General features: G+C 63.4%; 20 protein-coding genes. 1 reads left to right on the top strand and 19 read right to left on the bottom strand.

The window, feature by feature from the left end:
- Positions 1 to 104: 104 nt before the first annotated feature.
- The 3 genes from ACODSK_RS03990 to secA form a co-directional block, all read right to left on the bottom strand.
- Entirely contained in the window at positions 105 to 1049 is a 945-nt protein-coding gene (locus tag ACODSK_RS03990) for a Nudix family hydrolase (protein WP_489014052.1), read from the bottom strand.
- Between the two features lie 61 nt (positions 1050 to 1110).
- Positions 1111 to 2328, bottom strand: a complete 1218-nt coding sequence (argJ, locus tag ACODSK_RS03985) for a bifunctional glutamate N-acetyltransferase/amino-acid acetyltransferase ArgJ (RefSeq protein ID WP_489014050.1) — start codon at positions 2326 to 2328, stop codon at positions 1111 to 1113.
- A gap of 120 nt (positions 2329 to 2448) precedes the next feature.
- Complete coding sequence (secA, locus tag ACODSK_RS03980) at positions 2449 to 5184, bottom strand: preprotein translocase subunit SecA (protein ID WP_489014049.1); 2736 nt, start codon at positions 5182 to 5184, stop codon at positions 2449 to 2451.
- A gap of 280 nt (positions 5185 to 5464) precedes the next feature.
- On the opposite strand from secA, the gene ACODSK_RS03975 reads away from it, so the two are divergent.
- Positions 5465 to 5929, top strand: coding sequence for a DUF721 domain-containing protein (locus ACODSK_RS03975; protein WP_489014048.1), 465 nt, complete (start codon positions 5465 to 5467; stop codon positions 5927 to 5929).
- 70 nt (positions 5930 to 5999) lie between these two features.
- On the opposite strand, the gene lpxC is transcribed toward ACODSK_RS03975, so the two are convergent.
- The 16 genes from lpxC to mraZ form a co-directional block, all read right to left on the bottom strand.
- A complete protein-coding gene (lpxC, locus tag ACODSK_RS03970; protein ID WP_042122980.1) occupies positions 6000 to 6911 on the bottom strand; it encodes a UDP-3-O-acyl-N-acetylglucosamine deacetylase in 912 nt (303 codons plus the stop codon).
- A 112-nt stretch (positions 6912 to 7023) separates the two neighbouring features.
- Positions 7024 to 8220, bottom strand: coding sequence for a cell division protein FtsZ (gene ftsZ / locus ACODSK_RS03965; protein WP_489014046.1), 1197 nt, complete (start codon positions 8218 to 8220; stop codon positions 7024 to 7026).
- 56 nt (positions 8221 to 8276) lie between these two features.
- Positions 8277 to 9530 (bottom strand): cell division protein FtsA, encoded by a 1254-nt coding sequence (gene ftsA, locus ACODSK_RS03960; RefSeq protein WP_009396676.1) that lies wholly within the window; start codon positions 9528 to 9530, stop codon positions 8277 to 8279.
- A 15-nt stretch (positions 9531 to 9545) separates the two neighbouring features.
- Positions 9546 to 10415, bottom strand: a complete 870-nt coding sequence (locus ACODSK_RS03955; protein ID WP_489014044.1) for a cell division protein FtsQ/DivIB — start codon at positions 10413 to 10415, stop codon at positions 9546 to 9548.
- Positions 10416 to 10419: 4 nt separating this feature from the next.
- Positions 10420 to 11376: a D-alanine--D-alanine ligase gene (locus ACODSK_RS03950; protein WP_489014043.1), complete on the bottom strand. Its 957-nt coding sequence runs from the start codon at positions 11374 to 11376 to the stop codon at positions 10420 to 10422.
- On the bottom strand, positions 11373 to 12827 hold the full coding sequence (gene murC / locus ACODSK_RS03945; RefSeq protein WP_489014042.1) for a UDP-N-acetylmuramate--L-alanine ligase: 1455 nt from the start codon (positions 12825 to 12827) through the stop codon (positions 11373 to 11375). The genes ACODSK_RS03950 and murC overlap by 4 nt, the downstream gene beginning before the upstream one ends.
- Positions 12820 to 13899 (bottom strand): undecaprenyldiphospho-muramoylpentapeptide beta-N-acetylglucosaminyltransferase, encoded by a 1080-nt coding sequence (gene murG, locus ACODSK_RS03940; protein ID WP_489014041.1) that lies wholly within the window; start codon positions 13897 to 13899, stop codon positions 12820 to 12822. Before murG ends, murC begins: the two co-directional genes overlap by 8 nt.
- Positions 13889 to 15106, bottom strand: coding sequence for a putative lipid II flippase FtsW (ftsW, locus tag ACODSK_RS03935; protein WP_489014039.1), 1218 nt, complete (start codon positions 15104 to 15106; stop codon positions 13889 to 13891). The genes murG and ftsW overlap by 11 nt, the downstream gene beginning before the upstream one ends.
- Complete coding sequence (gene murD, locus ACODSK_RS03930; protein ID WP_489014037.1) at positions 15103 to 16449, bottom strand: UDP-N-acetylmuramoyl-L-alanine--D-glutamate ligase; 1347 nt, start codon at positions 16447 to 16449, stop codon at positions 15103 to 15105. The genes ftsW and murD overlap by 4 nt, the downstream gene beginning before the upstream one ends.
- A 5-nt stretch (positions 16450 to 16454) precedes the next feature.
- The gene (gene mraY, locus ACODSK_RS03925) at positions 16455 to 17537 is read right to left on the bottom strand and encodes a phospho-N-acetylmuramoyl-pentapeptide-transferase (RefSeq protein WP_009396666.1); all 1083 of its coding nucleotides are present in this window, start codon (positions 17535 to 17537) and stop codon (positions 16455 to 16457) included.
- Positions 17537 to 18904 (bottom strand): UDP-N-acetylmuramoyl-tripeptide--D-alanyl-D-alanine ligase, encoded by a 1368-nt coding sequence (locus ACODSK_RS03920; protein WP_489014035.1) that lies wholly within the window; start codon positions 18902 to 18904, stop codon positions 17537 to 17539. Before ACODSK_RS03920 ends, mraY begins: the two co-directional genes overlap by 1 nt.
- Positions 18897 to 20360: a UDP-N-acetylmuramoyl-L-alanyl-D-glutamate--2,6-diaminopimelate ligase gene (locus ACODSK_RS03915; protein ID WP_489014033.1), complete on the bottom strand. Its 1464-nt coding sequence runs from the start codon at positions 20358 to 20360 to the stop codon at positions 18897 to 18899. The genes ACODSK_RS03920 and ACODSK_RS03915 overlap by 8 nt, the downstream gene beginning before the upstream one ends.
- Positions 20360 to 22087 (bottom strand): peptidoglycan D,D-transpeptidase FtsI family protein, encoded by a 1728-nt coding sequence (locus ACODSK_RS03910; RefSeq protein WP_489014063.1) that lies wholly within the window; start codon positions 22085 to 22087, stop codon positions 20360 to 20362. Before ACODSK_RS03910 ends, ACODSK_RS03915 begins: the two co-directional genes overlap by 1 nt.
- Complete coding sequence (ftsL, locus tag ACODSK_RS03905; protein WP_489014031.1) at positions 22087 to 22380, bottom strand: cell division protein FtsL; 294 nt, start codon at positions 22378 to 22380, stop codon at positions 22087 to 22089. The genes ACODSK_RS03910 and ftsL overlap by 1 nt, the downstream gene beginning before the upstream one ends.
- Positions 22377 to 23324: a 16S rRNA (cytosine(1402)-N(4))-methyltransferase RsmH gene (rsmH, locus tag ACODSK_RS03900; protein ID WP_489014029.1), complete on the bottom strand. Its 948-nt coding sequence runs from the start codon at positions 23322 to 23324 to the stop codon at positions 22377 to 22379. Before rsmH ends, ftsL begins: the two co-directional genes overlap by 4 nt.
- Positions 23321 to 23776: a division/cell wall cluster transcriptional repressor MraZ gene (mraZ, locus tag ACODSK_RS03895; RefSeq protein WP_009396653.1), complete on the bottom strand. Its 456-nt coding sequence runs from the start codon at positions 23774 to 23776 to the stop codon at positions 23321 to 23323. The genes rsmH and mraZ overlap by 4 nt, the downstream gene beginning before the upstream one ends.
- Positions 23777 to 23787: the final 11 nt, after the last annotated feature.

Genomic DNA, 23787 nt, shown 5'->3' with positions numbered 1-23787 from the left:
CCCTGTGGGAGCTGGCTTGCCAGCTATTGCAATGGTGAATTCACCAAAGACATCGCTGGCAAGCCAGCTCCCACAGGGGCCGCGTTATGCTTTGGAGCCTTTGATCAGATCTCCGGCCAGAACGCGCGGATACCCGCCACACCCTGCGCACCGATCTGCCAGGCTCGCTCGCGTTCGTTCGGGCCGACACCACCAAGCAGGAACACCGGCTTGTTGAAGCCGTCGATCATCTGCTGCACCACATCCCAGCCCAGCGGCTGGGCATCCGGGTGGGTCTGGGTGGCCTGCACCGGCGACAGGGTGACGAAGTCCACGCCCATCTGCTCGGCCAGCGCCAGCTCTTCAGCACTGTGGCAGGACGCCGCCAGCCAGCGGTCCTTGGGGAAAGGACGGCCATTGGCCGCGTACTTGCGCAGTTGCTCGGCGGTGAGGTGCCAGCCGGCAGACGGGAAGTCACCCAGCCATTCCAGCGGTCCCTTGAGCATCAGTTGCGCCTTGCCCGCACACAGGCCGACCGCGTCCACCGCCACATCGCGGTACTTGGGGTCGTACATGTTCGGCGCACGCAACTGCACCAGCTTGATCCCGCCAGCAATGGCCTTCTGAATGCCGCGCAGCATCTGCGGGACCTCCAGGTCATCCGGGGTGATCAGGTATTCGCCCGGCAAGCGCGCCGCCGCGACGATCGGCCGGTTGGCCTCGGGGAACTCGTAATCGGCCAGGTCCCGCGGCGCGACCCAGGCCAGCGGCTGGCCTTCGGCGCCATGGGGCTCGCCGGTGAAGGTGCTGACCTCCCAGACGTCGAGCAGGATCTGCTTGTCCGGGTAGTCGTGCTTGATCTTGATCAGTGGCCGCGCGGCGGTCACCTCGATACCCAACTCTTCGCGCAGCTCGCGGGCCAGGGCGGTCTGTACGGCTTCGCCGGCTTCGACCTTGCCACCGGGAAACTCCCAGAGACCGCCCTGATGCTGGGTTTCGCCACGCCGGGCGATGAGAATACGGCCATCCGCGCCACGAATGACGGCGGCGGCGACATGAATCCGTTTCAACTTTGAACTCCGTCTGATGAAAGGATGCCGCCGTCGCGCCAGGCGCAACGGCGGCGTTCGATCAGGTGCGGTATTCCGCGTTGATCTTCACGTACTCGTGGGACAGGTCGGTGGTCCAGATGGTCTCGTTGCACTGACCACGGCCCAGCTCGATACGGATGGTGATTTCTTCCTGGGCCATGACTGCGGCGCCCTGGTCTTCGGTGTAGGTAGCGCTGCGGCCGCCCTTGGAGGCGATGCAGACGCTGTCCAGGTACACGTCGATCAGGCTGACGTCGAGGTTCGGCACGCCGGCACGGCCGACAGCGGCGAGGATGCGGCCCCAGTTCGGGTCGGAGGCGAACAGCGCAGTCTTGATCAGCGGCGAGTGGGCGACGGCGTAGCCGACATCCAGGCACTCCTGATGGTTGCCGCCGCCGTTGACCTGGACGGTAACGAACTTGGTGGCACCTTCGCCGTCACGGACAATGGCCTGGGCCACTTCCATGCACACTTCGAACACCGCTTTTTTCAGGGCTTCGAACAGCGGGCCGCTGGCTTCGGTGATCTCGGCGACATCGGCCTTGCCGGTAGCGATCAGCATGCAGCAGTCGTTGGTGGAGGTATCGCCGTCGATGGTGATGCGGTTGAACGACTTGTTGGCGCCGTCCAGCATCAGGTCCTTGAGCACCGCCGGAGCGACCTTGGCGTCGGTGGCGATGTAGCCGAGCATGGTGGCCATGTTCGGACGGATCATGCCCGCGCCCTTGCTGATGCCGGTGACGGTGACGGTCACGCCTTCGTGCTGGAACTGACGGCTGGCACCCTTGGGCAGGGTATCGGTGGTCATGATGCCGGTGGCGGCTTCGGCCCAGTTGTTCTCGGACAGGTTGTCCAGCGCGGCTTGCAGCGCGCCTTCGATCTTCTCGACCGGCAGCGGCTCGCCGATCACACCGGTGGAGAACGGCAGCACGGCGCTGGCGTCGACGCCGGTCAGCTCGGCCAGCTTGGCGCAGGTGCGCTCGGCAGCGGCCAGGCCCGGGGCGCCGGTACCGGCGTTGGCGTTACCGGTGTTGGTCAGCAGGTAGCGCACGGTGCCTTGCACGCGCTGCTTGGCGAGGATCACCGGCGCGGCGCAGAAGGCATTCAGGGTGAAAACGCCGGCAACGCTGGAACCTTCGGCGCAGCGCATCACCACCACATCCTTGCGCCCCGGGCGCTTGATGCCCGCAGAGGCGATACCGAGTTCGAAACCGGGAACCGGGTGCAACGTTGGCAAAGGACCAAGACCAACAGCCATGAAAGCGCTCCTAGAAAAAATTCACCGTCGGCGATCCGACGGTGCTTGAGATGGAACAACGCCGCGACGGCAGGAGCCGGTCGCGGCGTGGTGTTCATGTTTCAGCGTGACACGGCTCGATCAGTTGATCTGCCCGTGGCAGTGCTTGAACTTCTTGCCGGAACCGCACCAGCACAGCTCGTTGCGGCCCAGCTTCTGATCGTTGCGCACCGGCGCGGTGGCGACGGCGACTTCAGCGCCCTCTTCCTGCTGCTCGGCACTTTCCAGGCCTGGCGCGGCGGCATGCTGGAATTGCATGCGCTGGGCCAGTTCTTCGGCTTCGCGGCGCAGACGGGCTTCTTCCTCGGCCGGGTCCTCGCGGCGGACCTGGACGTGGGACAGCACACGGATGGTGTCGCGCTTGATCGACTCCAGCAGCTCCTGGAACAGGGTGAACGACTCGCGCTTGTACTCCTGTTTCGGGTTCTTCTGGGCGTAGCCGCGCAGGTGGATACCGTGGCGCAGGTGGTCCATGGTCGACAGGTGGTCTTTCCACAGGTCGTCGAGGACGCGCAGCAGGATCTGCTTCTCGAAGGTACGCAGGGCTTCGGCGCCGGCACTGTCTTCCTTCTCGTTGTAGGCAGTGACCAGCTCGTTGAGGACCTTCTCGCGCAGGGTTTCCTCGTAGAGCTTGTCGTCTTCGTCGAGCCATTGCTGGATCGGCAGCTTCACGCCGAAGTCGCTGGCCAGCGAGGCTTCCAGGCCCGCCACGTCCCACTGCTCGGGCAGCGATTGCGGCGGAATGTGCTGGGCGAAGGTGGCGTCGAGGGTTTCCTGGCGGAACTCGACGATGGTGTCGCCGATGTTCTCGGCGGCCAGCAGGCTGTTGCGCATGTGGTAGATCACCTTGCGCTGCTCGTTGGCCACGTCGTCGAATTCGAGAAGCTGTTTACGGATGTCGAAGTTGCGGCCTTCGACCTTGCGTTGTGCCTTCTCGATGGCGTTGGTCACCATGCGGTGCTCGATGGCCTCGCCGGATTGCATGCCCAGGGCCTTCATGAAGTTCTTCACCCGGTCGGAGGCGAAGATACGCATCAGGCTGTCTTCGAGGGACAGGTAGAACCGGCTGGAGCCCGGGTCACCCTGACGACCGGAACGACCACGCAGCTGGTTGTCGATACGGCGCGATTCGTGGCGCTCGGAGGCGATCACGTGCAGGCCACCGGACTCGATCACCTGCTGGTGACGCTTCTGCCAGTCGGCCTTGATCTGGGCGATCTGCTCGGGGGTCGGGTTTTCCATGGAAGCCACTTCGACTTCCCAGTTGCCGCCCAGCAGGATGTCGGTACCACGACCGGCCATGTTGGTGGCGATGGTCAGCGCACCCGGGCGACCGGCCTGGGCGATGATCTCGGCTTCCTTCTCGTGGTACTTGGCGTTGAGGACCTTGTGGTCGATGCCTTCCTGCTTGAGCAGGTTGGACATGTGCTCGGAGGTTTCGATGGTCGCGGTACCGACCAGGACCGGACGGCCGGAGGCCATGCTTTCCTTGATGTCGGCGATGATCGCGGCGTACTTCTCGTCGGCAGTCAGGTACACCAGGTCGTTGAAGTCCTTGCGCGCCAGTGGCTTGTTCGGCGGGATCACCATCACGTTGAGGGCATAGATCTGGGCGAACTCGAAGGCTTCGGTATCGGCGGTACCGGTCATGCCGGACAGCTTGGTGTAGAGACGGAAGTAGTTCTGGAAGGTGGTCGAGGCCAGGGTCTGGCTTTCGGCCTGGATGTTCAGGTTTTCCTTCGCTTCGATCGCCTGGTGCAGGCCTTCGGAGAGGCGACGGCCCGGCATGGTACGACCGGTGTGCTCGTCGATCAGCAGGACCTGGCCGTCCTGGACGATGTACTCGACGTTGCGATTGAACAGCTTGTGCGCGCGCAGGCCGGCGTAGACGTGGGTCAGCAGGCCCAGGTTGTGCGCGGAATAGAGGCTCTCGCCCTCGGCCAGCAGGCCGACCTGGGTGAGCATCTCTTCGATGAACTGGTGACCGGCTTCGTTGAGTTCGACCTGACGGCTCTTCTCGTCGATCTTGAAGTGGCCTTCCTGGGTAACCTGGCCTTCCACTTCCTCGATGTGCTGCTTCAGGCGCGGGATCAGCTTGTTGATCTCGATGTACAGCTTGGAGCTGTCTTCGGCCTGGCCGGAGATGATCAGCGGGGTACGGGCTTCGTCGATCAGGATGGAGTCGACTTCGTCGATCACGGCGAAATTCAGCTCGCGCTGGAATTTCTCTTCCATGCTGAAGGCCATGTTGTCGCGCAGGTAGTCGAAACCGAATTCGTTGTTGGTGCCGTAGGTGATGTCGGCGGCGTAGGCAGCGCGCTTCTCTTCCGGCGGCTGGAACGGGGTGACGACACCGACGGTCAGGCCGAGGAATTCGTACAGCGGACGCATCCAGTTGGCGTCGCGACGGGCCAGGTAGTCGTTGACCGTGACCACGTGCACGCCCTTGCCGGACAGTGCGTTGAGGTAGACGCCCAGGGTCGCCACCAGGGTCTTGCCCTCACCGGTACGCATTTCCGCGATCATGCCTTCGTGCAAGGTCATGCCGCCGATCAGCTGGACGTCGAAGTGGCGCATGCCCATGATCCGCTTGCCGGCCTCGCGCGCGACGGCGAAGGCTTCAGGCAGGAGCTGGTCGAGGGTCTCGCCTTTGGCCAGGCGCTCTTTGAACTCGGGGGTCTTGGCCCGCAGTTGCTCATCAGAGAGGGCCACCATCTGCTCTTCGAAGGCATTGACGATCTGCACCGTCTTGAGCATGCGTTTCACTTCACGCTCGTTCTTGCTTCCAAAAAGTTTCTTTAACAAAGGCGCAAACATATCGGCAGGATCTTCCACACGTAGGGATGGAGGGCGGCCCCGTGAAGTCGCCCGTGCAGCCCTTATGGCCGCATGCGAACGAGCATTCTACCCGGAAACGATGGTGAGGAAAGTGGTGGAGTTCCACGATGCTGGCACAGCGCTGTGACGGGGCTTTTTTACAATAAGGGCTTTTTCCTCAACTTCAACCCGCGTGGATCAAGATTCACGTAGATAGCGGCTCTCCAGCCACTCCCGGGGGATCTGTTAAGATGCCGGGATCGTCTTTCCAGGTGTCATCATGGCCTATCGCCGCTCTCCCGCTCGCGCCCCCGGCACGCTGTTGCGCGAAGCCCGTCCACTGAAGGTGCTGTTCAATCATGCGCAACGCCTGGCGCAATTGCAGCGCCTGGTGGAAAGCCAGTTGCAGCCGGCAGCACGGGAGCATTGCCATGTGGCGTCATGGCGCGAAGGCACCTTGCTGCTGATCGTCACCGACGGGCATTGGGCGACACGCCTGCGCTACCAGCAGAAGCGTCTGCAGCGACAGCTCGAGCAACTGGAGGCCTTTGCCGGGCTCAGCCGCATCCTGTTCAAGGTGCAGCCGGTGGCCACTACGGTGCGCGGGCCAAGCCATGTCATCGATATCTCCGACAAGTCGGCGGAAACCATCCAGGCCACGGCCGAGGGCATCAGTGATCCGAACCTGCGTGCCGCATTGGAGCGCCTGGCGAGCCACAGGAAGAGCAACAAGGACAACTCATGAGGCCGTTGTCGGCAGCCCAATAAAAAAGGCCACCCGAAGGTGGCCTCAAAACTAGAGAGAGTATTCGAACTTATACAGCGGCAACCGGACGCATATAGGAGATCGGTGCGGTGCTCGCATCTTCGAAGGTCACCACTTCCCAGGCGTCCTTCTCCTCGATCAGCTTGCGCAGCAGCTGGTTGTTCAGCGCATGGCCCGACTTGAAGCCACGGAATTCGCCGATCAGGCTGTTGCCCAGCAGGTAGAGGTCGCCAATGGCGTCGAGGATCTTGTGCTTGACGAATTCGTCTTCATAGCGAAGGCCGTCTTCGTTCAGCACACCGTCCTTGTCCACCACGATGGCGTTTTCCACGCTGCCGCCGAGGGCGAGGTTGTGCTTGCGCAGGTACTCGATGTCGCTCATGAACCCGAAGGTGCGGGCGCGGCTGACTTCCTTCACGAACGAGGTGCTGGAAAAGTCGACGCTGGCACTCTGGGTACGGTTGCGGAACACCGGGTGGTCGAAATCGATCTCGAAACTCACCTTGAACCCGTCGAAAGGCAGGAAGGTGGCGCGCTTGTCGCCATCTTCGACAGTCACTTCACGCAGGATGCGGATGAATTTCTTCGGCGCGTCCTGTTCTTCCAGGCCGGCGGATTGAATCAGGAATACGAAGGGGCCTGCGCTACCGTCCATGATCGGGACTTCGGAGGCGGAGAGCTCGACGTAGGCGTTATCGATGCCCAGGCCAGCCATGGCCGAGAGCAGGTGCTCAACCGTGTCTACCTTGGTATCGCCGTTGACCAGCGTCGTCGACATGGTGGTCTCGCCGACGTTTTCCGCACGGGCAGGGATATGCACCACGGGATCGAGGTCGGCTCGGCAAAATACGATGCCGGTATCCACAGGCGCGGGTTTCAGGGTCAGGTAAACCTTTTCCCCGGAGTGCAGGCCGACACCTGTGGCACGGATGATATTTTTCAGGGTGCGTTGTTTAATCATGGCATTGGCCGCTTCAGCACAGATTGCGAACTGGTATCAACAAAGGCTGGGGATGATAACAGACCCCGCCTTTGCTGAACACCAATCACCCTAATACCCCTGATAAATTCCATCAATCGGCCTGACGACGCAGGAAAGCCGGGATGTCCAGGTAATCCAGATCGTCCTGAGGGTTGAGCTTGGCAGCCGCTGCAGCACCCGCGTGGGTCTGGTTGCGCATCACGGTCGGACGCTCCAGGTCGCGGTAGTTGACGGCCGGTTGCTCGTTGCGCACAGGCGCCGGAGCCGGGGTCGAAGCCTGGGCGGCCGCGCTCTGCAGGGTGTTGTCGATGACCTTCACAGGCTTCTCGATCTTGGCACCCAGACCAGTGGCAACCACGGTGACGTGCAGCTCGTCGCGCATGTCCGGATCGATCACGGTACCGACCTTGACCATCGCGTGATCGGACGCGAACGCCTCGATGATGCTACCCACGTCGGAGTATTCACCCAGCGACAGATCCGGACCGGCGGTGATGTTGACCAGGATGCCGCGGGCGCCCTGCAGGTTGACGTCTTCCAGCAGCGGGTTGCGGATCGCCGCCTCGGTGGCTTCGCGAGCACGGTTCGGACCGCTGGCGCAGCCGGTGCCCATCATCGCCATGCCCATTTCGCTCATCACGGTGCGCACGTCGGCGAAGTCGACGTTGATCATGCCCGGACGCTTGATGATGTCGGAGATACCGCGAACGGCACCGGCCAGAACATCGTCCGCCTTGGCGAAGGCCGACAGCAGGCTGGCGTCCTTGCCGAGGATGGTCAGCAGTTTTTCGTTGGGGATGGTGATCAGCGAGTCGACGCTGTCGGCCAGCGAGCGGATGCCTTCATCGGCGATCTGCATGCGCTTGCGACCTTCGAACGGGAACGGACGGGTCACCACCGCAACGGTGAGGATGCCCAGCTCCTTGGCCACTTCGGCGATGATCGGCGCGGCACCGGTACCGGTACCACCACCCATGCCGGTGGTGATGAAGACCATGTTGGTGCCCTGCAGAACCTCGGCGATACGCTCGCGGTCTTCCAGGGCGGCCTGGCGGCCGATTTCCGGATTGGCGCCCGCGCCCAGGCCCTTGGTCACGCCGGTACCCAGTTGCAGGATGGTGCGCGCACCGATGTTTTTCAGGGCCTGAGCATCGGTGTTGGCGCAGATGAATTCGACGCCTTCGATGTTGCTCTTGACCATGTGGTTGACGGCGTTGCCACCGCCGCCACCGACGCCGATCACTTTGATGACCGGACTTTGCGGGACGTTGTCTACGAGCTCGAACATTTTCCCTCTCCTTTCATTTCTCTAGTTTTTGCGCCTACCACTACTGCTTTTGAAACTTAGAAGTTTCCCTGGACCCAACGCTTGAAGCGCTCAAGCACGGGGGCCTTCGGTTCATCGCCATAGCTGTCGTTTCGGATACCCGGCACAGGCACGCCATCGGACTGCTTCTGCAGGCCGTAGGTGAGCAGGCCTACGCCAGTCGAATAGATCGGGTTGCGCACCACGTCGCTCAGCCCCCGAACGCTGTGCGGCACGCCGAGGCGTACCGGCATGTGGAAGATTTCCTCGGCCAGTTCGACCGCGCCTTCCATCTTCGAGGTACCCCCGGTCAGGACGATGCCCGCGGGTACCAGGTCTTCGTAGCCGCTGCGACGCAGTTCGGCCTGGATCAGGGTGAACAGCTCGTCGTAGCGCGGCTCGACCACTTCGGCCAGGGCCTGGCGGGACAGCTCGCGCGGCGGACGGTCGCCAACGCTCGGCACCTTGATGGTCTCGCCGGCACCGGCCAGCTTGGCCAGGGCGCAGGCGTAACGGATCTTGATTTCCTCGGCGTACTGGGTCGGCGTGCGCAAGGCCATGGCGATGTCGTTGGTCACCTGGTCGCCGGCGATCGGGATCACCGCGGTGTGACGGATGGCGCCTTCGGTGAAGATGGCGATGTCGGTCGTGCCGCCACCGATATCCACCAGGCACACGCCCAGCTCTTTCTCGTCATCGGTCAGCACCGAGTACGCCGAGGCCAGTTGCTCGAGGATGATGTCGTCGATTTCCAGGCCGCAGCGACGCACGCACTTCTCGATGTTCTGTGCCGCGTTGACCGCGCAGGTCACCACATGGACCTTGGCCTCCAGACGCACGCCCGACATGCCCAGGGGCTCGCGCACGCCTTCCTGGTTGTCGATCACGTAGTCCTGCGGCAGGGTGTGCAGTACGCGCTGGTCGGCCGGAATGGCCACGGCCTGTGCAGCGTCCAGCACTCGCTCGAGGTCGGCGGTGCTGACTTCACGGTCGCGGATCGCCACGATGCCGTGGGAGTTCAGGCTGCGGATATGGTTGCCGGCCACACCGACGAAGGCCGAGTGGATCCGGCAACCGGCCATCAGCTGGGCCTCTTCGACGGCGCGCTGGATCGACTGCACGGTTGACTCGATATTGACCACCACGCCTTTCTTCAACCCGCGCGATGGATGGGTACCGATACCGACGATTTCCAGGGTGCCGTCGGCGGCGACTTCGCCCACCAGTGCAACCACCTTGGACGTGCCGATATCCAGCCCGACGATCATTTTGCCGCTATGCGCATTTGCCATGGGTCCTGCCTCTCTCTAATTCTTCGCCACGGCGGGTTGGGCCGCGGGCTGTGCAATCGGTTCCCGCCAGCCAACGGCGAGTCCGTTGGCGTAACGCAGATCGATGCGGGCGATGTTCGTGATCTGTTCTTTGAGCGTCTTGTTGTAGATGGCAATGAAGCGGCGCATTTTTTCCACCAGGTGGTCGCGCCCCAGCAGCAGTTCGATCCCAGGGCCGGCACTGCCGGCGCCGGTGGTGAGGAACCAGCTGCCCCGCTCGCGCAGCTCGAGGCGAGCGATCGAGAAACCCAGGGGGCGCAACATCTGGTTGAGTACCTGATATTGCTGCATCACTTGTTGCTGAGCGCGCTGCGGCCCGAAGAGCTGCGGCAGGTGCTCGTAGTTCGCTAGCTCGCGCGGGGTGAAGGCCTGGCCCTGGTTGTTGAGCAAGGCATCTTCGCCCCAGCGCGCCACCGGCAATTGTTCTTCCAGGCGGATCACCACTTCGTCCGGCCATACCCGGCGTACTTCGGCGTGGGCGATCCAGGGCATCTGCTCCAGCTCGGTACGCATGCTCGCCAGGTCGACGGTGAAGAAGCTCGCCGCCACATAGGGCGCGATCCGCTGCTGCACCGCCTGCTGGCTGATGTAGCTGAGATCGCCCTGCACGGCGATCTTGGTGATCGGCCGATCGGCATACGGCATCAGCCGTTGCGCCCCCTCGTAGGCGGCAAAACCTGCGGCGACCAGCAGCACAGGCCACAGCAGTCGCTTGAAGATGCTGAAGTTAGGCTTGGGCAGGCGCGTCGACAGTGGCTCCTTGGCCACCATCCGGCTGGCACCACGCGGCACCGGCTTGTTACGGCCGGTGGCGGGTTGCTGATGACGTACCATCGCGCCTTGCATGGGCTTAACCTCGCGCCTCGACACTGGCCGCCAGGATCGCCAGCACCAGTTGCTGGAAATCGAGGCCGGCCGCACGTGCCGCCATGGGCACCAGGCTATGGTCGGTCATGCCTGGTGCGGTGTTGACTTCAAGCAGCCAGAAACGGCCCTGCTCATCCTGCATCACATCCACACGGCCCCAGCCGGCGATGCCGATGGCGTCGCAGGCGCGGGTGGTGAGGTCGATCAATTCCTGTTCCTTGGCGGCGTCCAGGCCACACGGAATCCGGTACTGGGTATCGGAAGCCAGGTACTTGGCGTCGTAGTCGTAGAACGAGTGCGGGGTGCCCAGGGCGATCGGCGGCAGGACCTGGTCGCGCAGCACCGCGACGGTGAACTCCGGACCGTGGATCCACTGCTCGACCAGCACTTGCGAATCGTAGGTCGCGGCGTCCTTCCAGGCCGCGATCAATTCCTCGACGCTGGACACTTTCGCCATACCGATACTGGAACCTTCATGGGCCGGTTTGACGATCAAAGGGAAGCCCAGTTCCGCGCCTGCAGAAATACAGTCGGACTCGCTGGCCAGCACGGCATGGCGCGGGGTCGGAATGCCCAGGCTCTGCCACACCTGCTTGGTGCGCAGCTTGTCCATGGCCAGGGCGGAGGCGAGGATGCCGCTGCCGGTGTACGGAATGCCCAGGCACTCCAGCAGGCCCTGCATGCTGCCGTCTTCGCCACCACGACCGTGGAGGATGATGAAGGCACGGTCGATCTTCTCGCTTTGCAGGCGGCTCAGCAGGTCGTCACCGACATCGATGGCGACCACGTCGACACCGGCGCCCTGCAGGGCGTCGATCACGGCGGCGCCGGATTTCAGCGAGACTTCGCGCTCGGCGCTCTTGCCGCCGTAGAGCACGGCGACGCGCCCGAAGTCCTTCGGCGCGGTGGTGGAATGCAGCTTGGCGTAGGCTTCAGTCATTTGGCTTTCTCCTGACTGGCAACCGCACCAGCAAACAACGGGCTCTTCAACAATTGTGGGGCGAGGCCGCCGATATCACCGGCGCCCTGGCACAGCAGGATGTCGCCGGCACGCAGCAGCGGCTTGACCAGCGGCGCCAGTTCAATACCGCGCTCGATGTAGATCGGGTCGAGCTGGCCGCGCTGACGGATGCTGTGGCACAGCTGACGGCTATCGGCGCCCGGGATCGGCTCTTCGCCGGCCGGGTAGACCTCCATCAGCAGCAGCACGTTGGCGTCGGCCAGGACCTGGACGAAATCGTCGTACAGGTCGCGGGTACGGCTGTAGCGGTGCGGCTGGTAGACCATCACCAGGCGGCGCTCCGGCCAGCCACCACGCACGGCCTTGATCACTGCGGCGACCTCGGTCGGATGGTGACCGTAGTCGTCCACCAGCATGACGTTGCCGCCTTCCACCGGCAGCTCGCCGTAGACCTGGAAGCGTCGACCCACACCCTGGAAGCCCGACAGCCCTTGGACGATGGCTTCGTCGCTGATGCCTTCGTCGGTGGCGATGGCGATGGTCGCCAAAGCATTGAGCACGTTGTGGTTGCCCGGCATGTTCACCGACACATCCAGCGGCGCGCGGTCGCGACGCAGCACGGTGAAGTGGGTCTGCATGCCCGACTGGCGCACGTTGATCGCGCGTACGTCGGCCTCTTCGCTGAAACCGTAGGTGACCGCCGGACGCTTGACCTGAGGCAGGATCTCGCGGACCACCGGATCGTCCAGGCAGACTACGGCCAGGCCATAGAACGGCAGGTTGTGGAGGAACTCGACGAAGGTCTTCTTCAGCTTGTTGAAGTCGCCTTCGTAGGTCGCCATGTGGTCGGCGTCGATGTTGGTGACCACCGCAACCAGCGGCTGCAGGTGCAGGAAGCTGGCGTCGCTTTCGTCGGCTTCGGCGATCAGGTAGCGGCTGGTACCGAGCTGGGCGTTGGTGCCCGCAGCATTCAGGCGGCCGCCGATTACGAAGGTCGGATCAAGGCCACCGGCGGCGAAGACCGAGGCCAGCAGGCTGGTGGTGGTGGTCTTGCCGTGGGTGCCGGCAACGGCAATGCCGTGGCGGTAGCGCATCAGCTCGGCGAGCATTTCGGCGCGAGGCACTACCGGAATGCGGCGCTCGAGGGCGGTGGCGACTTCCGGGTTGGCGGTATTGATGGCGCTGGATACCACCAGCACGTCGGCGCTGGCGGCGTTCTCGGCACGGTGGCCGATGAAGATCTCGGCACCGAAGGACTTCAGGCGCTCGGTGACGGGCGAGTCCTTGAGATCGGAACCGGAAACCTGGTAACCCAGGTTCAGCAGGACTTCGGCGATCCCGCACATGCCCACGCCGCCGATACCGACGAAGTGGATGCGGCGGATACGGCGCATTTCAGGCTGGGGCATGGCTTTCTGGCTCTCAACCATGGGCCACCTCCAGACAGGTATCGACTACGGTGCGGGTTGCAGCAGGTTTGGCCAGGCGTCGTGCAGTGGTGGCCATGGTGTCGAGTTTTTCCGGTTGCATCAGCACCTCGTTCAGGCGTTCAGCGAGCTGCGCTGCGCCAGTTGTCGCTTGCGGCATCAGGAAGGCGGCGCCTTCGCGTGCCAGATAATGGGCATTGTGGGTCTGGTGGTCGTCGATCGCGTGGGGCAAGGGCACCAGCATCGACGGCAGTCCGGCGGCGGCCAGCTCGCTGACGGTCAGCGCTCCGGCACGGCACACCACCAGGTCGGCCCAGCCGTAGGCTTGGGCCATATCCTTGATGAACGGCTCGACTCGAGCCTCGACCCCCACCTCGCGATAACGCTCGGCAGTGATCTGGTCATGATTCTTCCCGGCCTGGTGGAACACCTCAGGGCGGAGATTTTCCGCGACCAGGGCCAGGGCCTGGGGCAGCAGCTTGTTCAGCGGCTCGGCACCCAGGCTGCCGCCCAGCACCAGCAGACGGGCACGGCGCCCGGCCAGGGCCTCGCGCACAGGCTCCAGGAACAGCTCGGGACGTACCGGGTTGCCAGTGGTGCGGCGCTTGGCGCTGGCGCCGAAGGTGTCCGGGAAAGCTTCACAGACACGTCCGGCCAGGGGTACCAGCATCCGATTGGCGGTACCGGCGCGGGCGTTCTGCTCGTGAATCACCACAGGTACACCGCACAGCTTCGCCGCCACGCCACCAGGACCGGTGACGTAGCCACCGAAACCGACCACGCAGGCCGGCTTGAGCTGGCGAATGATCCGCCGCGCCTGCAGCACTGCCTTGACCAGGGTGAACGGCGCCTTGAGCAGCGACAGCTTGCCCTTGCCACGCAGCCCGGTGACGTTGATCAGATGCAGTTGCAGGCCAGCCTGCGGTACCAGTTCGTTCTCGATGCCACGTGGCGTGCCCAGCCAGTGCACGGTGTAGCCACGCGCCTGGAATTCCCGCGCGCATGCCAGCGCCGGGAACACATGGCCGCCGGTTCCGCCGGCCATGATCAATACGTTCTTGCCGTCAGCGGCCATGATGATTCGGCTCCTCGGCAAAATCGTTTTCGTCGAATTCGTGTTCCTCGCTGCCCAGGTGCGTTCGGCTCTCCCATTCGATGCGCAACAGCAACCCGACGCAGGCACAGCAGATCACCAACGAGCTGCCGCCATAACTGAGGAATGGCAGGGTCAGGCCCTTGGTCGGCAGCAGGCCGACGTTCACCCCGATGTTGATGAGGAACTGACCGATCCACAGGAAGGCCAGGCCGAAGGCCACGTAGGCGGCGAAGAACTGCTTGGCTTTTTCTGCCCACAGGCCGATGTACAGCGCACGCACGGTGACGAAGACGAACAGGGCGAGGGTCAGCAGCGAGCCGACCACGCCCAGCTCTTCAGCGAGTACCGAGAACACGAAGTCGGTGTGTGCTTCCGGCAGGTAGAACTGCTTCTGCACGCTGTTGCCCAGGCCGACGCCGAACCACTCGCCACGGCCGAAGGCAATCAGCGCCTGGGTCAGCTGATAGCCCGAGCCGAACTGGTCGGACCAGGGGTCGGTAAAGGTGATCAGACGCGCCATCCGGTATGGCTGGGCCTGGACCAGGACGAACACCGCGCCTACCGCCAGCACCACCATCAGGCCGAAGCGGAACAAGCCCACCCCGCCGAGGAACAGCATTGCGGCCGCCGAGCCCATCATGACCACGGTGGCACCGAAGTCCGGCTCCATCAGCAGCAGGCCAGCCATCGGCAGCAGGACAATGAACGGCTTGAAGAAGCCCATCCAGCTTTCCCGCACTTCCTGCTGGCGCCGCACCAGGTAGCCGGCGAGGTAGACCACCACAAAGACCTTGGCGATTTCCGAGGGCTGCACGTTGAAGAAGCTGAAACCGATCCAGCGCATCGAACCGTTCACTTCACGGCCGATCCCGGGAATCAGCACCGCCACCAGCAGGCCGAAGGCGCCGATCAGCATCAGGAAGCCCATGCGCTGCCAGGTGGAGATCGGCACCATCATGGTGACGATGCACGCACCTACACCCAGACCGACATAAATCAGGTGGCGGAACATGTGGTAGAGCGGATTGCCCGACTGCGCCGCGGCGACTTCCGACGATGCCGAGGTAATCATCACCAGGCCCAGGCCGAGCAACGCCAGGCAACCGACCAGGAACGGGAAGTCCAGGTCGATGCCACGACCGCTGATGAGCGGCGACGGATAGGGCTTGATGGCGCCGAAGATCATGTCAGCGCTCCTGCGGCCTGGGCGAACAGGCGCCCACGCTCTTCGAAGTTCTTGAACATGTCGAGGCTGGCGCAGGCGGGCGACAGCAGCACGGCATCGCCGGGCCGGGCCAGTTCGGCGCATTTGCCCACGGCTTCCTCAAGGGTCTTGACCCGGACCAGTGGAACACTGTCACCCAGGGCTTCGGCCAGCAGCTCGGCATCACGACCAAGCAGGACCACCGCACGGCAATGCTCCGCGACCGGCGCACGCAGGCCGGAGAAGTCAGCACCCTTGCCGTCGCCACCGGCGATCAGCACCAGCTTGCCGTCGATATCGGCGCCCAGGCCTTCGATCGCGGCCAGGGCAGCACCGACGTTGGTGGCCTTGGAGTCGTCGTAGTAGTTGACGCCGTTGAGCTCACGCACCCACTGGCAGCGATGGGCCAGGCCACCGAAGCTGCGCAGGCTTTCCAGCATGGCTTCGAATGGCAGGCCCACGGAGTGCCCCAGGGCCAGGGCGGCCAGGGCGTTGGACTGGTTGTGCGCACCGCGAATCTTCAGTTCACGGACCGGCATCAGGTTCTGGAATTCGAAGGCGAGGTACTTCTCGCCGTCTTCTTCGCGCAGGCCGAAGGCCTTGAAATCCGGCTTGTTCAGACCGAAGGTCCAGCACGGCTGACCCTCGACCGGCAGCGGACGGCTCAGGGCATCCTGGCGGTTGACCACGACCTGGCGCGCACCACGGAAGATCCGGTGCTTGGCCAGATGGTAGGCCGGCAGGCCGCTGTAGCGGTCCATGTGGTCTTCGCTGACGTTGAGGACGGTAGCGACTTCGGCGTTGAGCTGGTCGGTGGTTTCCAGTTGGAAGCTCGACAGTTCCAGCACGTACAGCTCGACGTCGTCATCGAGCAGATCCAGGGCCGGGGTGCCGAGATTGCCGCCCACTGCCACGCGCTTGCCGGCAGCGGCGGCCATCTCGCCGACCAGGGTGGTGACGGTGCTCTTGGCGTTGGAGCCGCTGATGGCGACGATCGGGGCCTTGGCGTTGCGCGCGAACAGCTCGATATCGCCGGACAGCTTCACTCCACGCGCAGCCGCCTGCTGCAGGGCCGGGGTCGCCAGGGCCAGGCCGGGGCTGACGTACAGCTCGTTGGCGCGGCAGAGGAAATCGACGTCCAGCTCGCCACAGCGCACTTCCACCTGCGGATAGTCGCGACGCAGGGTCGCCAGTTCCGGCGGATTCTCGCGCGTGTCGGCGACCGCAAACGCAACGCCCCGGTTCGCCAGGAAGCGAACCAGGGACATGCCGCTCTTGCCGAGGCCGACAACGATGCGGAATTGGTCAGATGCGATCAGGGACACGCGTTCTACCTCAGTTTCAGGGTTGCCAGGCCGATCAGCACGAGAATCACGGTGATGATCCAGAAGCGGACGATCACGCGCGGCTCGGGCCAGCCCTTGAGTTCAAAGTGGTGATGGATCGGCGCCATGCGGAACACCCGCTTGCCGGTCAGCTTGAACGACGCGACCTGGATGACCACCGACAGGGTCTCCATGACGAACACGCCACCCATGATGAACAGGACGATTTCCTGGCGAACGATCACTGCGATGGTGCCGAGGGCAGCGCCCAGCGCCAGGGCGCCGACGTCGCCCATGAAGACCTGGGCCGGGTAGGTGTTGAACCACAGGAAACCGAGGCCGGCGCCGATCAGCGCGCCACAGAACACAATCAGCTCGCCCGCACCCGGAACGTAGGGAATCAGCAGGTATTCAGCGAATTTCACGTTGCCCGACAGGTAGCAGAAGATGCCCAGGGCACCACCCACCAGCACGGTCGGCAGGATCGCCAGGCCGTCGAGGCCGTCGGTCAGGTTGACCGCGTTGCTCGAGCCGACGATGACGAAGTAGGTCAGCACCACGAAGCCGACGCCCAGGGGAATGGTGACGTCCTTGAGCATCGGCACGATCAGGGTGGTTTCGACGCTGGTCGGCGCGGTCATGTAAAGGAAGATTGCCGCGCCCAGGCCGAATACCGATTGCCAGAAGTACTTCCAGCGGCTCGGCAGGCCACGGGAGTTCTTTTCGATCACCTTGCGGTAGTCGTCGACCCAGCCGATGGCACCGAAGAGCATGGTGACGATCAGCACTACCCAGACATAACGGTTGCTCAGGTCGGCCCAGAGCAGGGTGCTCACGCCGATGGCAGACAGGATCAGCGCCCCGCCCATGGTCGGGGTGCCGGACTTGGACAGGTGCGATTGCGGGCCGTCGTTGCGCACGGCCTGGCCGATCTGACGGATCTGCAGGGTACGAATCATCCACGGGCCCAGCCACAGGGCCAGCGACAACGCGGTCAGCACACCCAGGATCCCGCGCAGGGTCAGGTACTGGAAGACCGCGAAGCCTTTGTAGAACTGTTGCAGGTACTCGGCCAACAGCAGCAGCATTAATGTTTCTCCCCGCTGGAATCGCACAGGGCCGCCACGACGTTCTCCATCGCAGCGCTGCGCGAACCCTTGATCAAAATAGTGGTGTTGGTCGCCTGTTCGCCGCGAACCGCGTCGATCAGGTCAGCTTGATTGGTGAAATGGCGGGCATTCTGGCCAAAGGCCTTGACCGCATGGGCCATCATCGGACCTACGGCATACAGCGCGTCGACCTTGCCCTTGGCGTAGTCTCCGACCTCGCGGTGGCCCTCTTCGGCCCACTGGCCCAACTCACCGATATCCCCGAGCACCAGGACGGTGCGACCGGAAAAGCCGGCGAGTATATCAACGGCCGCACACATGGAGGTGGGGTTTGCGTTGTAGGTGTCATCGATCACGCGGATACCGCCGGCGGTGACCTGCGCAACGCTGCGACCCTTGACCGGTTGCACGGTGTTCAGCCCCTGGGCGATACCGTCCAGCGACACACCGAACACCTGCGCAGCCGCAGCAGCGGCCAGGGCATTGGCGATGTTGTGGGTGCCGAGCAGGTTCAACTGGATCGCCACCTGACCTTGCGGACCATGCAGGACGAAGGACGGGCAACCGCGCTCGTCGTGGGCGATATCGCTGGCATGGAAATCTGCCGCAGTGTTGCTCAGGGCGAAGGTCAGCACAGCGTGTTTACCGGCGCGCTGTTTCCATATGGCAAAGGCCTTGTCGTCCAGATTCAATACCGCGACGCCGCCCTCCCCCAATCCTTCGAGGATCTCGCCCTTGGCTTCGACAATCTTCTCCGGCCCGCCGAATTCGCCAACATGAGCCGTGCCCGCGTTGTTGATCAGCACCACCTGGGGCTGGGTCAGGCCGACGGTGTAACGGATTTCACCAATGTGGTTGGCGCCCAGCTCGATGACTGCAGCAGTGTGCTCCGGCGCCAGTTCGAGCAGTGTCAGTGGCGCGCCGAGATCGTTGTTCAGGTTGCCGCGGGTCATCAGCACCGGACCACGGGTACCAAGGATGCTGGCGAGCATTTCCTTGACCGTGGTCTTGCCGCTGGAGCCGGTGATCGCCGCCACCGGGTGCTTGAAGGCACGACGGTTCAGCGCCCCCAACTGCCCCAGGGCCAGGCGGGCATCCGCCACCAGCAATTGCGGCAGGCTGGAACCTGGCACTTCACGCTCTACCAGCGCGGCAACGGCGCCCTTGGCCGCGACTTCGTCCAGGTAATCGTGCCCGTCGAAACGCGGCCCGGCCAAGGCAACAAACAGTTGCCCGGCGGTAATCTTGCGACTGTCGATGCTGACACCGTCGAAACGCGCATCGGCGCCCAGCAGGCGCCCTTGCAAGGCTTCGGTCAAGCTGCTGAGGAACAGGGGTTCAAGCATGCGAGGCCTCCCAGGCTGCAAGCGCCTTCTCGGCTTCGACAAGATCGGAGAAATCATGGCGTTCGCCGTTGATTTCCTGGTAGTCCTCATGGCCTTTGCCGGCCAGGACGATGACGTCATCGCCAGCAGCCGAGGCGATGACACGGGCGATAGCCTCACCACGACCGCCGATGAACTCGACCCGATCGGCATTGGCAAAGCCAGGACGGATATCGTCGAAGATGGCCTGTGGCGACTCGGTGCGCGGGTTGTCGTCGGTGACGATCACCCGGTCCGCCAGACGCTCGGCCATTTCCGCCATCAGCGGACGCTTGCCGCGATCACGATCGCCGCCGCAGCCAAACAGACAGGTCAATTGACCGCGGGCATGTGGGCGCAGCGCTTCCAGTACTTTTTCCAGTGCATCCGGGGTATGGGCGTAATCGACCACCACCAGCGGTTTGCTGCCCCCGCCAAGACGCTGCATGCGACCGATGGGGCCTTCCAGCCTGGCGGTGACCTTGAGGATTTCGTCGAGCGGGTGATCCATTGCCAGCAGCGTACCCACCGCCGCCAGCATGTTGCTCAGATTGAAACGACCGAGCAGCCGGCTGCGCAGCATGTGCTCGCCCTGCGGGGTTACCAGCACCGCGCGAACGCCGTCATCATCGAAGCTGGCTTCACGGCAGTAAAGGGTGGCCGATGGGTCCTGGAGGCTGTAGCTGATCAGCCGCGACTCGCGCGCTTCAGCGGCCAGTTCGCGACCGAACTCGTCATCCAGGTTCACCACGCGGCAGCGCAGGTTCGGCCAGGCAAACAGCTTCGCCTTGGCCGCTTTGTAGGCGTCCATGGTGCCGTGGTAATCGAGATGGTCACGGGACAGGTTGGTCATCACCACGATATCGAATGCCAAGGCAGCGACACGGCCCTGCTCCAGGGCATGGGACGACACTTCCATGGCCACGGCGCGGGCACCGGCCTTGCGCAGGTCGTTGAGGGTCGACTGCACGGCGAGCGGATCGGGAGTGGTCAGGCGGCCGCTTTGCAGCGCGCCATAGAAACCGGTACCCAGCGTGCCGATCAGGCCACAGTGCTGCCCGAGCAGATCCAGGGCCTGAGCCACCAGTTGCGTCACGCTGGTCTTGCCGTTGGTGCCAGTGACACCGACCAGATCCACCAGACGGCTCGGCTCACCATAAAAGCGACCGGCGATATCCGACAATTGCGCAATCAGCCCCTTCACCGGAATCAATGGCGCGTCAGTGATCGGCAGCACGGTGGCGCCCTGCACTTCATAGGCTACCGCTGCCGCACCGCGCTTCAGGGCATCGGCGATATGGTCGCGGCCATCGACCTTGGCGCCCGGCACTGCCAGGAACAGATCGCCAGGCCGTACATTGCGGCTGTCCAGGGTCAGCTCGCGAATCAGCGGGTCGCTGCTGGCATTGGCGAACAATTTACTCAATGGCATCGTCATCAACCGCGCCCTCCTTTGGCGGGCGCAGCGTCAGCTTGCTGCTGGGAAGTCGGCAGGTTATCCGGCGGCACGTTCATCAGCCGCAGGGTGCCGGACATGACCTTGCTGAATACAGGGGCAGAGACCAGACCACCGAAGTAGCCGCCCTTGCTCGGCTCGTCGATCACCACGACGACGGCATAACGCGGATCGCTCATCGGGCCGAAGCCGGCGAACAGGGACCGGTAGGCGTTTTCGGTATAGCCCTTGGAACCAATGGTGGCTTTACGCGCAGTACCGGACTTGCCGGCAACGTGATAGGACGGCACCTGGGCACGGAACACGCCGCGTGGAGCCTCGATCACCTGCTGCAGCATCTGCTGGATGGTTTCTGCGGTTTCCTTCGGCACCACCTGAGTCGACTCCGGCGCCTTGTCCAGCTTGAGAATGCTCAGCGGGACCATCTTGCCGTCATTGGCCAGCGCGGCGTAGGCATGCACCAATTGCAGCGCAGTCACCGACAGGCCGTAGCCATAGGACAGGGTTGCCGTCTCGGCCTTGCGCCACTCCCGATGATTGGGCAGGTTGCCGACTCGCTCGCCCGGGAAACCGAGCCCGGTGTACTGGCCCAGCCCCAGTTGGGACATCACCCGGTAAATCGCTTCGCCGCCGATGTCGAAAGCGACCTTGGACATCCCCACGTTACTCGAGTTGATCAGGATGCCGGTCAGGTCGAGCACCGGCCCCTCGGTCTTGGAGACGTCGCGGATGGTGTAACGACCCAGTTGCAGAGTGCCCGGATAGACCTCGACCTTGTCGCTCGGCTTCCAGCGACCGCTCTGCAGCGCAGCGCTCATGGACAGCGGCTTGACCGTCGAACCCGGCTCGAAAACATCGATGATCGCCCGGTTGCGCATCGCTGCCGGGAACATGCTGCGACGGTTGTTCGGGTTGTAGGTTGGCTGGTTGACCATGGCCAGGACTTCGCCGGTCTTGACGTCCATGATCACCAGGCTGCCGGCTTTCGCTTCCTGCTCGGCGATGGCGTTGCGCAGCTCGCGGGTGGCCAGGTATTGCAGGCGCAGGTCAATCGACAACGCCAAGGTCTTTCCGGCCTTGGCGTTCTTGGTGACCTGGACGTCCTTGATCAGGCGACCGCGCCGATCCTTGATCACTTGACGCTTGCCGGGTACCCCGGCCAGCCACTCGTCGTAAGCCAGCTCCACCCCTTCGCGGCCATGATCGTCGAGGTCGGTGAAGCCGACCATATGCGCCGCCACGTCACCCGCCGGATAGAAGCGCCGGAACTCTTCGATACCGTAGACACCGGGAACCTTCAGATCGAGAACCGCCTGCCCCTGCTCCGGGGTCAGGCCGCGAACCAGGTAGATGAACTCCTTGTTCGCCTGCTGCTCGAGGCGCTCGGTCAGTTGCTTGGGATTCTGGTTGATCGCCACGGCCAATGCCGCCCAGCGGTCCTTGGAACCCTGCATCTCCTTGGGGTTGGCCCACAGGGTGGTGACCGGAGTACTGACGGCCAGCGGCTCGCCATTGCGGTCGGTGATCAGACCACGGTGGGCAGGAATGGGGATGTGCCGCATGCTGCGGGCGTCGCCCTGGCTTTTCAGGAAGTCACGATCAACCACCTGCAGGTCGATGATCTGCCATGCAATGGCGCCGACCATCAAGGCCAGCAAACCCAGCACGACCCGGAAGCGCCAGGGGTAGAGGGCGCCTTCGAGCTTCATCATGGCGCCACCATCCGCACTTCATCAGCGGCGGGAACGCGCATTTTCAGTTGTTCGCTGGCCAGGGTTTCGATACGGCTATGTGCCGTCCAGGTGCTCTGCTCGAGAATCAGCCGGCCCCACTCGGCTTGCGCCTTGTCGCGCTCGTTGAGTTCGCCATAAAGGGTGTTGAGCAACTGACGGTTCCAGTGCGCGCTGTAGGACACTGCGACCGAGGAAACGAGCACGCCGATGAACAGCAGAAGCATCAGGAAGCTTCCGCCTGGCAGAGGTTTGGCATAGAGCCTGCTCACCGCAGTTTCTCCGCCACGCGCATGACCGCGCTACGCGAACGTGGATTGGCCTTGAGCTCGGCATCAGAGGCGAACTGCGCCTTGCCGATCAGCTTGATCTTCGGTTCGAAAGGCTTGTGCTGGACTGGCAGGTTGCGTGGCAGGTTGTCCTGCTCGCCCTTGGCCAGCTTGCGCATGAACAGTTTGACGATGCGGTCTTCGAGGGAATGGAAGCTGATCACAACCAGGCGACCGCCCACTTCCAATGCGTCCAGGGCGGCCTCGAGGCCTGCCTCGAGATCACCCAGCTCGTTGTTGACGTGGATACGCAGTCCCTGGAAAGCACGGGTAGCCGGGTTCTTGCCCTTTTCCCAGGCAGGGTTGGCGACCTTGAGCACTTCCGCCAGATCGGCGGTACGGGTGAACGGCTGTTCTTCGCGACGCTGGACCACGGCGCGAGCCATGCGCTTGGCAAAGCGCTCTTCGCCGTATTCCTTGAAGACGCGGGCAATTTCCTCTTCGGGAGCCGTGGCGATGAACTCGGCAGCGCTGACACCACGGGTCGGGTCCATGCGCATATCGAGCGGGCCGTCATTCAGGAAGCTGAACCCACGTTCCGGATCGTCCAGTTGCGGCGAAGACACACCGAGGTCGAACAGCACACCACTGACCTTGCCGGCCAGACCACGTTCGGCAACTTCCGAACCGAGTTCGGCAAAACTGCGCTGCACAATGACAAAGCGGCCGTCTTCGGCCGCCAGCGCTTGCCCGGTGGCAATCGCTTGAGGATCCTTGTCGAAGCCGAGTAGCCGGCCATCCGGCCCAAGGCCCTGAAGGATCAGTCGGCTATGTCCGCCCCGCCCGAAAGTACCATCCAGATAGCAGCCATCCGCACGCACTGAAAGAGCCTCGACAGCCTCGTCCAGAAGTACGGTGATGTGGTTAAAGCCGCTATCAATAGTCACAGGATCAAATCACGCAGTTCATCGGGCATGGCGCCCGGTTGTTGAATGGCTGCAAGGTCAGCTGCGGAAACAGCGTTCCAGGCATCCTCGTCCCACAGTTGGAATTTATTCAGTTGCCCCACCAGCATCGCGCGCTTGTCGAGCTTCGCGTATTCGCGCAGACGCGGCGGGACCAGAAAACGCCCACTGCCGTCGAGCTCCAGATCCACCGCATTGCCTATCAGCAAACGCTGCAGGCGACGGTTCTCTTCGCGTAACGACGGCAAGGCGCGCAATTTCGCTTCGATCAGCTCCCACTCGTCGAGCGGGTATACACATAAGCAGGGATCCACAGCGTCGATCGTCACGATCAATTGCCCCGAGCTGCGCGAATCAAGCTCGTCACGGTACCGGCTCGGCATGGCGAGACGGCCCTTGGCGTCGAGGTTGATTGCGTTAGCTCCGCGAAACACGGCTGCGCTTC

This window comes from Pseudomonas sp. FG98, from assembly GCF_057808595.1.
The sequence above is the reverse complement of the archived record's forward strand: the minus strand, read 5'-3'. Positions and strand labels throughout refer to the sequence as shown.

Excerpts from the sequence above, each read along its gene's own strand:
- argJ (WP_489014050.1), bottom strand. The coding sequence starts at position 2,328 with ATGGCTGTTGGTCTTGGTCCTTTGCCAACGTTGCACCCGGTTCCCGGT.
- secA (WP_489014049.1), bottom strand. The coding sequence starts at position 5,184 with ATGTTTGCGCCTTTGTTAAAGAAACTTTTTGGAAGCAAGAACGAGCGT.
- ACODSK_RS03975 (WP_489014048.1), top strand. The coding sequence starts at position 5,465 with ATGGCCTATCGCCGCTCTCCCGCTCGCGCCCCCGGCACGCTGTTGCGC.
- lpxC (WP_042122980.1), bottom strand. The coding sequence starts at position 6,911 with ATGATTAAACAACGCACCCTGAAAAATATCATCCGTGCCACAGGTGTC.
- ftsZ (WP_489014046.1), bottom strand. The coding sequence starts at position 8,220 with ATGTTCGAGCTCGTAGACAACGTCCCGCAAAGTCCGGTCATCAAAGTG.
- ftsA (WP_009396676.1), bottom strand. The coding sequence starts at position 9,530 with ATGGCAAATGCGCATAGCGGCAAAATGATCGTCGGGCTGGATATCGGC.
- ACODSK_RS03955 (WP_489014044.1), bottom strand. The coding sequence starts at position 10,415 with ATGCAAGGCGCGATGGTACGTCATCAGCAACCCGCCACCGGCCGTAAC.
- ACODSK_RS03950 (WP_489014043.1), bottom strand. The coding sequence starts at position 11,376 with ATGACTGAAGCCTACGCCAAGCTGCATTCCACCACCGCGCCGAAGGAC.
- murC (WP_489014042.1), bottom strand. The coding sequence starts at position 12,827 with ATGGTTGAGAGCCAGAAAGCCATGCCCCAGCCTGAAATGCGCCGTATC.
- murG (WP_489014041.1), bottom strand. The coding sequence starts at position 13,899 with ATGGCCGCTGACGGCAAGAACGTATTGATCATGGCCGGCGGAACCGGC.
- ftsW (WP_489014039.1), bottom strand. The coding sequence starts at position 15,106 with ATGATCTTCGGCGCCATCAAGCCCTATCCGTCGCCGCTCATCAGCGGT.
- mraY (WP_009396666.1), bottom strand. The coding sequence starts at position 17,537 with ATGCTGCTGCTGTTGGCCGAGTACCTGCAACAGTTCTACAAAGGCTTC.
- ACODSK_RS03920 (WP_489014035.1), bottom strand. The coding sequence starts at position 18,904 with ATGCTTGAACCCCTGTTCCTCAGCAGCTTGACCGAAGCCTTGCAAGGG.
- ACODSK_RS03915 (WP_489014033.1), bottom strand. The coding sequence starts at position 20,360 with ATGACGATGCCATTGAGTAAATTGTTCGCCAATGCCAGCAGCGACCCG.
- ACODSK_RS03910 (WP_489014063.1), bottom strand. The coding sequence starts at position 22,087 with ATGAAGCTCGAAGGCGCCCTCTACCCCTGGCGCTTCCGGGTCGTGCTG.